This is a genomic window from Nocardioides imazamoxiresistens (assembly GCF_032378595.1).
GTDB classification, from domain to species: domain Bacteria; phylum Actinomycetota; class Actinomycetes; order Propionibacteriales; family Nocardioidaceae; genus Nocardioides; species Nocardioides imazamoxiresistens.
In genome coordinates, this window is record NZ_JAVYII010000001.1 from 497840 (window position 1) to 509646 (window position 11807).

General features: G+C 72.7%; 12 protein-coding genes. 6 read left to right on the plus strand and 6 right to left on the minus strand.

Annotation, left to right across the window (positions count from 1 at the left end; all coding sequences use genetic code 11):
• Positions 1-118 precede the first annotated feature (118 nt).
• Together RDV89_RS02345 and RDV89_RS02350 are read left to right on the plus strand one after the other, a co-directional pair.
• Complete coding sequence (locus tag RDV89_RS02345) at positions 119-1156, plus strand: sodium:calcium antiporter (RefSeq protein WP_315730958.1); 1038 nt, start codon at positions 119-121, stop codon at positions 1154-1156.
• A 54-nt stretch (positions 1157-1210) separates the two neighbouring features.
• On the plus strand, positions 1211-1522 hold the full coding sequence (locus tag RDV89_RS02350) for a putative quinol monooxygenase (protein WP_315730959.1): 312 nt from the start codon (positions 1211-1213) through the stop codon (positions 1520-1522).
• Between the two features lie 3 nt (positions 1523-1525).
• Here the strand turns inward: RDV89_RS02350 and metG are convergent, their stop codons facing one another.
• The 3 genes from metG to RDV89_RS02365 all read right to left on the minus strand — a co-directional run bounded on the left by metG (position 1526) and on the right by RDV89_RS02365 (position 5302).
• Complete coding sequence (metG, locus tag RDV89_RS02355; RefSeq protein ID WP_315730960.1) at positions 1526-3331, minus strand: methionine--tRNA ligase; 1806 nt, start codon at positions 3329-3331, stop codon at positions 1526-1528.
• Positions 3332-3386: 55 nt separating this feature from the next.
• On the minus strand, positions 3387-4559 hold the full coding sequence (locus RDV89_RS02360; RefSeq protein ID WP_315730961.1) for an N-acetylmuramoyl-L-alanine amidase: 1173 nt from the start codon (positions 4557-4559) through the stop codon (positions 3387-3389).
• A gap of 104 nt (positions 4560-4663) precedes the next feature.
• Positions 4664-5302 (minus strand): mycothiol-dependent nitroreductase Rv2466c family protein, encoded by a 639-nt coding sequence (locus RDV89_RS02365; protein WP_315730962.1) that lies wholly within the window; start codon positions 5300-5302, stop codon positions 4664-4666.
• 84 nt (positions 5303-5386) lie between these two features.
• Here RDV89_RS02365 and pepN point away from each other — a divergent pair, with 84 nt between their 5' ends.
• Positions 5387-7939, plus strand: a complete 2553-nt coding sequence (pepN, locus tag RDV89_RS02370) for an aminopeptidase N (RefSeq protein WP_315730964.1) — start codon at positions 5387-5389, stop codon at positions 7937-7939.
• A gap of 88 nt (positions 7940-8027) precedes the next feature.
• Here pepN and RDV89_RS02375 read toward each other — a convergent pair whose 3' ends face one another.
• Positions 8028-8465: a DUF5130 family protein gene (locus tag RDV89_RS02375; RefSeq protein ID WP_315730965.1), complete on the minus strand. Its 438-nt coding sequence runs from the start codon at positions 8463-8465 to the stop codon at positions 8028-8030.
• Positions 8443-8829 (minus strand): hypothetical protein, encoded by a 387-nt coding sequence (locus RDV89_RS02380; protein WP_315730966.1) that lies wholly within the window; start codon positions 8827-8829, stop codon positions 8443-8445. Before RDV89_RS02380 ends, RDV89_RS02375 begins: the two co-directional genes overlap by 23 nt.
• Before the next feature lie 58 nt (positions 8830-8887).
• Here RDV89_RS02380 and RDV89_RS02385 point away from each other — a divergent pair, with 58 nt between their 5' ends.
• Both RDV89_RS02385 and RDV89_RS02390 read left to right on the plus strand, forming a co-directional pair.
• A complete protein-coding gene (locus tag RDV89_RS02385) occupies positions 8888-9859 on the plus strand; it encodes a mechanosensitive ion channel family protein (RefSeq protein WP_315730968.1) in 972 nt (323 codons plus the stop codon).
• A gap of 20 nt (positions 9860-9879) precedes the next feature.
• Entirely contained in the window at positions 9880-10257 is a 378-nt protein-coding gene (locus RDV89_RS02390) for a globin (protein ID WP_315730969.1), read from the plus strand.
• Between the two features lie 27 nt (positions 10258-10284).
• On the opposite strand, the gene RDV89_RS02395 is transcribed toward RDV89_RS02390, so the two are convergent.
• Entirely contained in the window at positions 10285-11148 is an 864-nt protein-coding gene (locus RDV89_RS02395; RefSeq protein WP_315730970.1) for an acyl-CoA thioesterase, read from the minus strand.
• 100 nt (positions 11149-11248) lie between these two features.
• On the opposite strand from RDV89_RS02395, the gene RDV89_RS02400 reads away from it, so the two are divergent.
• Positions 11249-11746, plus strand: coding sequence for a MarR family winged helix-turn-helix transcriptional regulator (locus tag RDV89_RS02400; protein WP_315730971.1), 498 nt, complete (start codon positions 11249-11251; stop codon positions 11744-11746).
• Positions 11747-11807: the final 61 nt, after the last annotated feature.

The following is an 11807-nucleotide window of genomic DNA, read 5'->3' on the forward strand; positions in this document are numbered from 1 at the left end:
CCCAGCCCCCGCGCGTACCCACCCCCGCGCCCGCCCTCGGGGTCGCGGACCCAGCCCCGCGCGTACTCCGCACCGCGCGCACGGGCCCTGTTTGACGGCCACCCGTTGACTGTCCGCCGTGGACGCACTCTTTGACGCGACCGGCAGCCCCGGCCTCGCCGCCGCCGTGGTCTTCGTGGTGGGCGCCGCGGTCACGGTGCTGGGCAGCATCCGGCTCGCGACGCTGGGCGACGTGCTCGCCGACCGGACGGGCTGGGGCGAGGCGCTGTTCGGTGCGGTCTTCTTCGGGGTGATGACGTCGATGTCCGGCATCGTCATGACCGCGGCGACGGCGGCGGACGGGCGCGCGGACCTGGCGTACAGCAACGCGGTCGGCGGGATCGCTGCGCAGACGGTGGCCATCGCGGTGGCCGACCTGGCGTACCGGCGCTCCAACCTCGAGCACGCGGCGGCGTCGGTGGAGAACCTGATGTTCGGGTGCCTGCTGATCGCGCTGCTCTCACTGGCACTGCTGGCCACGTTCGCGCCGGAGGCGACGCTCCTGGGCCTCCACCCGATCTCGGGGGTGATGGTCGTGGTCTACCTCGGCGGCCTGCACCTGATCCGGCGACGGGCCCGGACCCCGATGTGGACGCCGGTCGACACGCCCGAGACGATCATCGACCAGCCGGAGGCCGACGACGCGCCGCAGACCACCGCGCAGCTGTGGGCGCAGTTCGTCGCGGTCGGCGCCGTCGTGGTCGTGGCCGGCTGGGCGATCGCCGAGGCCGCCGGCGTGATCGTCGACGTCACGGGGCTCGGCGCCGGCTTCGTCGGCATCGTGCTGATGGGCGTGGTCAACGCGATCCCCGAGACGGTCACCACGATCGCCGCCGTGCGCCGCGGCGCCACGACGCTCGCGGTCGCCGCGATCCTCGGCGGCAACAGCCTGGACGCGCTCAACCTGGCGGTCGGCGACGCGTTCTACGGCGGCGGCTCGATCTACCACGCCGCCAGCGACGGCCAGCTGTTCGTCACGGTGGCCTCGCTGTTCATGACGGCCGTGCTGCTCGGTGGGCTGCTGGTGCGCCAGCGCACCGGCCCGGGCCGCGTGGGCTTCGAGGGGGTCGGGCTCGCCGTCGCGTACGCCGGCGTGGTCGCCGTCCAGGTCCTCTGACAGCGCCGCGGCCGCTCCCGATGAGTCGGCCGCCGCGGCCGGGTCGATCCGTCCATGGAGACACCGGAGCACGCCCCGTCCGAGATCGTCGTGACCGGCCACCTCGCGGTCGCGCCCGCGGAGCGCGACCGCTACCTCGCCGGCTGCGCGGAGGTGGTCCGGCTGGCGCGGGCCGCCCCCGGCTGCCGCGACTTCGCGCTCGGGGCCGACCTCGTCGATCCCGGCCGCGTCAACGTGCTCGAGCGGTGGGCCTCGCGCGCCGAGCTCGCCGCGTTCCGCGGGTCGGGTCCCTCCGACGACCAGCAGGCCGCGCTGCTGGCCGTCGACGTCGTCGAGCTGGAGGTCCCCCGCTCGGAGGCCCGCTAGCGCTCAGCCGCCCAGGCGGGCGAGCTCCTCGTCGACCAGGGCGGGGTCGAGCTTGGTGAAGACCGGGGTCGGCTTCTCGACGGGCGTGCCGACGACGACGGGGGTCCGGCGCCAGGCCCGCGCGCCCGCGTACTCGCCCGTGATGACCGGGTAGGCCCGCGACGGGTCGTCGAGGTCGGTGGCCTCCTGCAGCTGCGGCAGCGGGGCGACGTCGCCGGCGCCGCCGAGCACGCGGTCGACCGCGTTCGCGGAGAACGGCAGGAACGGCGCGAGCACCGTGTTGAGGTCGGCCACGCACTGCACCAGCACGTGCAGCACCGTGCCGAGGCGCTCGCGCTGCTCGTCGCCCTTGAGCGTCCACGGCGCGGTGTCGGTGACGTACTTGTTCACCTCGCCGACCACCCGCATCGCCTCGCCGATCGCGGCCTTCTGGCGGTGCCGGGAGATCAGGTCGCCGACCGTGCCGAACGCCGCCTCGACCTGCTCGAGCAGGGCGACATCGGCCTCCTCGAAGGGCCCGGCGGGCGGGATCACGCCGAAGTTCTTCGCCACCAGCGTCGCGGTGCGGTTGACCAGGTTGCCCCAGCCGGCGACCAGCTCGTCGTTGGTGCGGCGCACGAACTCCGCCCACGAGAAGTCGCTGTCCTGCGTCTCCGGGCCCGCGGAGGCGACGAAGTAGCGGAACGCGTCGGGCTGGTAGCGCTCGAGCAGGTCGCGCACGTAGATGACGACCTTCTTCGACGAGGAGAACTTGCGGCCCTCCATCGTGAGGAACTCGCTGGAGACGACCTCGGTGGGCAGGCGCAGCTCGCCGTACTCCCCCGGCTGGCCGCCCAGCGACCCCTTGCCCGCGTAGGCCAGCAGCTCGGCCGGCCAGATCTGCGAGTGGAAGGTGATGTTGTCCTTGCCCATGAAGTAGTACGCCAGCGCGTCGGCGTCCTGCGCCGGGTTCCACCACTGCCGCCACGCGTCCGGGTCGCCGGAGCGCCGGGCCCACTCGATCGAGGCCGAGAGGTACCCGATCACGGCGTCGAACCAGACGTAGAGCTTCTTCGTGGGGTTCTCACGCCAGCCGTCCAGCGGCACCGGGATGCCCCAGTCGATGTCGCGCGTCATCGCGCGCGGCCGGATCTCCTTGAGGATGTTCTTCGAGAACCGGATGACGTTGGGCCGCCACAGGCCGGTCGCCTCGCGCTCGTCGAGCCACTCCGCGAGCGCGTCGGCCAGCGCCGGCAGGTCGAGGAAGAAGTGCTGCGTCTCGATGAACTCCGGCGTCTCGCCGTTGATCCGCGACACGGGGTCGATGAGGTCGACCGGGTCGAGCTGGTTGCCGCAGGCGTCGCACTGGTCGCCGCGCGCGCCGGGCGTCTTGCAGATCGGGCACGTGCCCTCGATGTAGCGGTCCGGCAGCGTGCGCCCGGTCGACGGCGAGATCGCGCCGAACGTGGTCTGCTCGACGAAGTAGCCGTTCGCGTGGACGCCGCGGAACATCTCCTGCACCACCGCGTAGTGGTTGCGCGTCGTCGTGCGCGTGTAGAGGTCGTAGGAGACGCCCAGCCCGACGAGGTCCTCGACGATCAGCCGGTGGTTGCGGTCCGCGAGCTCCTGCGCGCTCACGCCGGCCTCGTCCGCCGCGATCAGGATCGGCGTCCCGTGCTCGTCGGAGCCCGACACCATCAGCACGTCGTGCCCCGCCATCCGCATGTAGCGGCTGAAGACGTCGGACGGCACGCCGAAGCCGGCGACGTGGCCGATGTGGCGGGGGCCGTTGGCGTACGGCCAGGCGACGGCGGACAGCACGTGGGTCATGGGCCGATCCTAGGAGTCGTCGGGTGCGCCCCCGCGCGCGGTCTCGCGGGCCGCGTCAGGCGCTGAGGATCGCCTGCGCCTTCTGCCGGATGTAGCCCAGCCGCGCGTACAGGTGCCCGCCCGGGCAGGCGGTCTGGTTGGTGTCGCGGTGGCCGTCGACGACCGGCAGGTTGCCGCGCCAACCGTCGCGGTAGCGGTCGCTGCCCCACGAGGTCACGGTCACCGTGCCGGTCGCGCGGCCGACGCCGTGGGACAGCTTCCACGCCGCGATCGACGCGATGCCGTTGAGCAGCACGGTCGGCGGGATCACGTTCTGGAAGTTGCCGACGGCGGCGATGCCCGTCGAGTTGTGGTTGAACCCGAGCGTGTGGGCCCCGCGGACCTTCCCGGCCGCCGACCCCGCGCGGCCGTTGAAGATCCGGCCGAAGCGGTCGACGAACCAGTTGTAGCCCACGTCGGACCAGCCCAGGGAGTGCGTGTGGTAGCGGTAGATCCCGCGCAGGATGCCCGGCACGTCGCCCTTGGCGTAGTAGTTCGTGTTCACCGTGTGGTGCACGTGGGCCTGCAGCAGCTCGGAGTTGTACGTCGGCCCCTCGGGGTCGCGCCACGACTCGTCGGCGCCCCACCAGCGCCGCGTGTACCAGTGCGGCGGGTTCACGACGTTGCGCGTCGTGCTGTCCGGAGCGGCCGTCAGGGCGCTGCGGTCGGCGCTGAGGAAGCCGGGGTCCAGCAGCACCAGCTGCGCCTCGCGGGCCCCCGACGCGCCGACCTCGACCTCGACCTGGTCGGACAGCCCGGTCCAGGACAGGTCGCTGGCCGTGCGCCCCGCGGTCGCCGACCGCGCGGAGGCACCCTCGGCGGAGTCGAGGTCGGGGCCATCACCGACGGCGCCCAGCACGGACCACGGCCCCCAGCCCTCCGCGGTGCGCGCGCGCAGGCGTACCGAGGGCAGGGTGCCGCCCGGCACGATCAGCGCGGCCATGGAGAAGGGGTCCGTCCGCAGCAGCGTGGTGCGCCCGGTCGGCACGGTGACGCTGGCGTCACGCACCACTCCCCGACCACCCGGCGCGGCGAGGGCCACGCGGGCGGCGGGCGCGGCGTACGCACCGGTGCGCATCCCGGCCAGGCCGGTCAGGGCGAGGGCGGCGGCGCCGCCCGTCGCGAGCACGGCGCGGCGGCCGACCGCGGAGGGCGCGACCGCCGGCATGGTCTCCCGAGAACCATCCATGCCCCGACGTTAGGTCAGGGCGGGGCCCGGTGTCAGGGGGTGCGGCGGGGTCTCCTGCGACCGTCCCGCTCCCTGGGACGGCTGCGGGGAGCGGGACGGAGCGCTCAGGAGAAGTCCAGGTCACCCGTCCGGGTGCGCTTGAGCTCGAAGAAGTACGGGTAGTCCGCGAGCGCCACGGACGCGTCCCACAGCCGGCCCGCCTCCTCGCCCCGCGGGATCTTCGTCAGCACCGGGCCGAAGAAGGCCGTGCCGTCGATCGAGATGACCGGCGTGCCGACCTCCATGCCGACCTGGTCCATGCCCGCGTGGTGCGACTTCTTGAGCGCCTCGTCGTAGTCCTCGACGTCGGCGGCGTCGGCGAGCTCCCGCGGCAGACCGACCTCGGCCAGCGCCTCCTCGATCACCTCGCGGGTGAACTCCTTCTCCTGCACGTGCCGGCGGGTGCCCAGCGCGGTGTAGAGGTCGGCGAGGACCTCCTTGCCGTGCTGCTGCTCGGCGGCGATGCAGACGCGCACCGGGCCCCACGCGGTGCGCAGCATCTCGCGGTAGTCGTCGGGGATGTCCTTGTCGGCGTTGAGGTACGCCAGGCTCATCACGTTCCACGACACCTGCACGTCGCGGACCTTCTCGACCTCGAGCACCCAGCGCGAGGTGATCCACGCGAAGGGGCACAGCGGGTCGAACCAGAAGTCGGCGCGGGTGGAGTCGGCGGCGGGCACGGCAGCGGACGCATCGGTGGTCATACCCGCTCGAACGCGACGCCGCTCCCCCGCATTCCGGTCGGCGGGGGCGTACCCCTCGCGTGCCCGGGGTGGAAGGATCACGTCATGCCTGGAACGAACCTGACCCGTGACGAGGCGGCCACCCGCGCCGCCCTCCTGTCCCTCGACTCCGCCGAGGTGACGCTGGACCTCACCGTGGGCGACAAGGTCTTCGCGAGCACCACCGTGCTCCGCTTCACCTGCGCCACCCCGGGGTCCACGACGTTCGCCGACCTGGTGGGCGGCACCGACGTGCAGATCACCCTGAACGGCGCCGAGCTCGACGCCGCGGAGGTCTACCACGACAGCCGCATCGCGCTGAGCGGCCTGGCGGCCGAGAACGAGCTGACGGTGCGCGCGCTGCTGCCCTACAGCCACACCGGCGAGGGGCTGCACCGCTTCGTCGACCCGGCCGACGGCAAGGTCTACCTCTACACCCAGTTCGAGGTGCCGGACGCCCGCCGCGTCTACGCCACCTTCGAGCAGCCCGACCTGAAGACCGTCTTCGACTTCACCGTCACCGCCCCCGAGGGCTGGGCCGTCGTCTCCAACGCCGTGACCCCCGAGCCGACCCCGGCCGGCGAGGGCGCCGCGACCTGGACGTTCCCCACCACCGACCGGATGTCGACCTACATCACCGCGCTGGTCGCGGGCGAGTACGTCTCCAAGCACGACACCTACACGGGCGCCCACGGCGACATCCCCCTCGGTCTGTTCTGCCGGGCGTCGGTGCGCGAGCACCTCGACGCCGACGAGCTGTTCGAGCTGACCAAGCAGGGCTTCGCGTTCTTCGAGGAGAAGTTCGACTTCCCCTACCCGTTCGGCAAGTACGACCAGCTGTTCGTGCCGGAGTACAACATGGGCGCGATGGAGAACGCGGGCTGCGTGACCTTCCGCGACGAGTACCTCCCGCGCTCGCGCCAGACCCACGCGTTCTACGAGCAGCGCGCCAACACGGTGCTCCACGAGATGGCGCACATGTGGTTCGGCGACCTCGTGACCATGAAGTGGTGGGACGACCTCTGGCTCAACGAGTCGTTCGCCGAGTGGGCCTCGCACTGGGCGCTCGTCGAGGCAACGAAGTACACCGAGGCCTGGACGGGCTTCACCAACGCGCGCAAGAACTGGGCGTACCGCCAGGACCAGCTGCCCTCCACGCACCCGATCGCCGCCGACAACCACGACCTCGAGGCCGTCGAGGTCAACTTCGACGGCATCACCTACGCCAAGGGCGCCTCGACGCTCAAGCAGCTGGTGGCGTGGGTCGGCATCGACGAGTTCCTCGCCGGGCTGCGGGCGTACTTCAAGGCCCACGCGTTCTCGAACTCCACCTTCGCCGACCTCCTGGCGTCGCTGGAGGAGGAGTCCGGCCGCGAGCTGACGTCGTGGGCCGCCGAGTGGCTGCAGACCTCCGGCGTCAACACGCTGACGCCGCTGGTCGAGGCCGACGCCTCGGGCACGATCACGGCCTTCGCCGTCGGCCAGAGCGCCGCGCAGGACTACCCGACCCTGCGCCGCCACCGCCTCGGCATCGGGCTCTACGACCTCGTCGACGGCCGGCTGCAGCGCCGGGCCGAGGGCGGCTACGTCGAGGTCGACGTGCGCGGCGAGCGCACCGAGGTGCCCGAGCTCGTCGGCGTGCGCCGCCCCGACCTCGTGCTGCTCAACGACGGCGACCTGACCTACGCCAAGATCCGCCTCGACGACGTCTCGCTCGCGACCGCCGTGGCCCACATGGACACCGTCGAGGACACCCTGGTGCGCGCGCTGCTGTGGGGCGCGACGTGGGACATGACCCGCGACGCCGAGATGGCGGCCGGCGACTTCGTCGACCTGGTGCTGACGGGTCTCGCCACCGAGACCGACATGACCGCGGTCGGCCGTCTGCCGATGTACGCCGGCACCACCGTCGCCTACTACACCGCACCCGCGCGGCGGGCCGCGGTCAAGGAGCGCTGGGAGGCCGGGCTGCGGACGCTGCTGGAGAACGCGGACCCGGGCTCCGACGCCCAGTTGGCGTTCGCGCGGGCGTACGCCGGCGCCGCGCACACCGACGCCGCGCTCGACCTGGTCGCCGCGCTGCTCGACGGCTCCACGACCCTGGACGGGCTCGACGTCGACACCGACCTGCGCTGGGCGCTGCTCACCTCGCTGGCGGCCGCCGGCCGTGCCGAGGAGGACCGGATCGCCGCGGAGCTCGAGCGCGACAGCACCATCTCGGGCCAGGAGCGGGCCGCCGCGGCCCGCACCGTGCGGCCCACCGCCGAGGCCAAGGCGTCGGCGTGGCACGACGCCGTGGAGCGCGACGACGTGGCCAACGAGACGCAGCGCCAGATCGCGTACTCCTTCGGCCGCGCCGACCAGGCCGACGTGCTGGCGCCCTACCTGGAGCGCTACCTGGCCGCGGCCGACACGCTGTGGGAGGACAAGGGCGTCCAGCGCGCCTCGACCGTGCTCGTCGGCATGTTCCCGCTGCCGCTGACCTCGGCGGAGTCGCTGGCGCGGGTCGACGCGTGGCTGTCGTCGTCGCCGGCCAACCCGGCGGCGAAGCGCTACGTGGCCGAGGGCCGCTCCGACATGGCGCGGGCGCTGGCGGCGCAGGAGCGCGACGCCCGCTGAGCCCCGCCGAGCCGCGACGCACGCAGGCCGCGGTCCCCGGTCACCCGGGGGCCGCGGCCTCGTCGTTCGTGGGGCGCGTGCGGAGCGGTCAGTCGGTCGGGTGCTCGGCCTTATTCTCGGCCTGGTTCTCGGCCTGGACCGGGAGCGCTGGCTTCGCGTTCGCGCCCAGCTCGGCGATCCGCGCGACGCCGTGGTTGATGCCGCCGACCAGGTCGTCCGCGCGGAAGGACTCGATCATCGAGCCGACCGCGGCGAGCACCTGGCCGTCGTCGACCTTCGCGCGCACCCGACCACCCGTGACGATCTCGAGCACCTTCTGCTCCGGGTCGACCATGATCAGCACGCTCTTGGCGGGCACGGTCAGCGAGTTGTGCAGCTGGGTCGCGTACGCCCGCGGGTCACCGTGGGTCGGACCGACGTAGACCGAGAACTCGAAGCGGGACAGCTGCTCGGCCGACCGGATGGTCCCGTCGATCAGGCGCTTGTCCTGCGTGGTGAAGCGGTCACCACCGGCCACTTGCGCCACCCGCCTGCGACTCCTCGTTGTCGGGCGCCGCGAGCTCCTGGTGGGCCCGGCGCGGGCCGCCCAGCCACTCGTAGTCCGGCCGGGCCGAGCCCGGGCGGATGCTCTCGCCGCGCGCGACGGCCGGGAGGTAGACGGCGGCGGCGATGAGCAGGATGCCGCCGATGATGCCCAGCACGATCCACAGCACGTGCGAGCCGGGCACCGCCTCCTGCGCCGGGTCCCAGCCCAGCGGGACGTCGGCGGACGCGGGCACCGCGGTGGCCAGCACCGCCAGCAGCGGGGCACCGAGGAGCGCCGCACCACGGACCGCGACGGTGGCGCGGGGGGTGCGTCGGGCGGGGTGGGTCTCACGCTGCGCAGTCACGAGGGACACGATATCGCTGGTTGGGCGCGCGGTCGGCCCCGGCCCGATACTGGTCGTCATGTTCTCGACGACGCTGCCCCTGCTGAGCGAGGCGACCGAGTGCGAGCCTGAGCAGACCCTGGCGTGCCGGGTCGCCTTCGACGTCACCGGCAACGAGGTCGTGGCCGACCTCGCCAGCACCGTGATCTCCGCCGTCATCGGACTGGCGGGCATCGTGCTGTTCGCCTGGCTCGCCCGGTGGCTGGCCCACAGGGCGATCGACCGGATGGTCTCCCGCGCCGCGACCGGTGTCCTGCCGTCGGGCCTCGGCCGGCTCAGCAAGGGCGACCGCACCCAGGGCGCCAGCGAGGGCAGCGCCGTCGCGACCTCCCGACGGGCCCAGCGCACGCGCACCACCGGGTCGCTGCTCAAGAGCATCGTCAGCGCGGTGATCGGCACGATCGTCATCATCATGGCGCTGGCCGAGCTGGGCTTCAACGTCGCTCCGCTGATCGCCAGCGCCGGTGTCGTGGGCGTCGCGCTCGGCTTCGGCGCGCAGAACCTCGTGCGCGACTTCCTCAGCGGCATCTTCATGATCTTCGAGGACCAGCTCGGGGTCGGCGACGTCGTCGACGTCGGCACCGTCTCGGGCACCGTCGAGGCGGTCGGCCTGCGGATCACCCGGCTGCGCGACACCGACGGCACGGTCTGGTACGTCCGCAACGGCGAGATCCTCCGGGTCGGGAACAAGTCGCAGAACTGGGCGCGGGCGGTCATCGACGTGGCCCTGCCCTACGCCACCGACGTGCACCGGATGATCGACGTGCTGCGCCAGGCCGGCCACGACCTGTGGGACGACGACGACTTCCGCGGCGTGCTCATCGAGGAGCCGGAGGTGTGGGGCGTCCAGGAGCTCACCCACGACCTGCTGACCGTGCGGATGACCGTCAAGACCGCCCCGATGGAGCAGTGGCGCGTCGCCCGCGTCCTGCGCGAGCGCATCAAGGTGCGCCTCGACGCCGCGGGCCTGAGCGGGACCCCGCTCGCGTGACCGGGCAGGATGGGACCACGATGACGAGCTTCTACGACGAGATCGGCGGCGAGGCCACGATCACGACGATCGTGCACCGGTTCTACGAGGGCGTGGCCGAGGACCCGCTGCTGCGACCCATGTACCCCGAGGAGGACCTCGGACCGGCCGAGGAGCGCTTCCGGCTCTTCCTCATGCAGTACTGGGGCGGCCCGACGACCTACTCGACCAACCGCGGCCACCCGCGGCTGCGGATGCGGCACGCGCCGTTCCGCGTCACGCCGGCCTCGGCGGAGCGCTGGCTCGTGCACTTCCGCGCGGGCCTCGACGCCGCCGACCTGACGCCGGAGCAGGACGCGCAGTTCTGGGCGTACGTCACCCACGCCGCGCAGTTCATGGTGAACACGCTCGAGGACTGACGCCGGACCGGCGGGCCCGTGGGCCCGTCAGCCGCGCAGGTGCTCGACCAGCAGCTCCCGGTACGCCGGGGAGGGTTGCGCGGCCCGCTGGGTCGCCGGGTCGAAGGCGACCATCGTGCACCGCGAGCGGGCCAGCAGCTCGTCGCCGTCGAAGACGCCCGCGGAGACGTCGTAGGACGTCCGGCCGACCCGCGAGATCCACGACCACGCGTCGTAGGGCTCGGGGCGGAACAGGACGGGTCGCTTGTACTCCACGTCCATCTGCGCGACCACCACGGCCAGCGCGGCGTCGTCCGGCGGCAGCTGGCCGAAGAGCCGGCCGAGGGTGGCGATCCGCGCCTCCTGGAAGTACTCGAAGTACTTCACGTTGTTGACGTGGCCGAACACGTCGACGTCGGAGAACCGCACCGCGACCGGCCAGTGCGCGTCGCGGTCGGGGTCGGGCACCGTTGGCGCGAGGCGGGCGAACGGCTCCTCGGGCTCCAGGAACCGCGACAGGCTGGCGCGCTCCTCGTCGCTGATGCGCCGCGGGCGCTCCTCGGAGAACACGAACGGCGTCAGCAGCGAGCGGGCGCGCAGGAAGGTGATCCGGTTGCCGTCGTCGTCGGTGTCGAAGACCTCGTAGGCCATGGTGAACGACGCGGCGCGGATCTCGGTGACCCAGCACTCGACGGCGACCGAGTCGCGCAGGGTCAGCGGCGCCACGTAGGTCACCGCGTTGCGCGCCACGACCACCCCCTCGGCGAGGTCGTCCGCGCGCTTGTCCGGGGCGTGGGTGCGCAGCATGTCGACCCGCGCCTCCTGCAGGTAGTCGACGTACGTCACGTTGTTGACGTGTCCGATCAGGTCGAGGTCCGCCCAGCGCAGCGGGCACACGTAGAGATGGCGCACGGGCCGATGGTGCCAGAACCCGTCGCCGCAGTGGACCGGGTGTGGCGTGGTCGACGAGGACCGGCCCACCACCGGCGCCGACGCTCGTAGACTCCGCGACGTGAGCGCAGAGCAGGACGTCGAGCCCACCCGTTGGCTGAGCAGCGAGGAGCAGCACTCCTGGCGTGCCCTCCTCATCGGCACCACCCTGTTGATGGACCAGCTCGACGAGGAGCTGCGCACCACGTTCTCCCTCTCCCTGACGGAGTACGAGATCCTCGTCCGGCTCTCCGAGCGCGAGGGCCACGCCCTGCGGATGGCGTTGCTCGCCGACTCGCTGCGCCACAGCCGCAGCCGGGTCACGCACACCGTCGCGCGGATGGAGAAGGCCGGCCTGGTGCGTCGGGCGACCAGCGCGGAGGACGGGCGCGGCGTGGTGTGCTCGATGACCCCCGAGGGGTACGCCCTGCTGCGCCGCGCGGCGCACGTGCACGTCGGGGGCGTGCGCAGCCACCTCGTGGACCGGGTCGACCCGGCCGACTTCGCGGCCGTGGGCCGTGTGATGGACGCCGTGGCCGACGCCCTCATCGGCGCCCGCCCGGAGCTCGACATCCGCTGAGCTCCGCTTCCGACGGGAACGGCGACGCCCCGCCACCCGCCGGAGCGGGGGACGGGGCGTC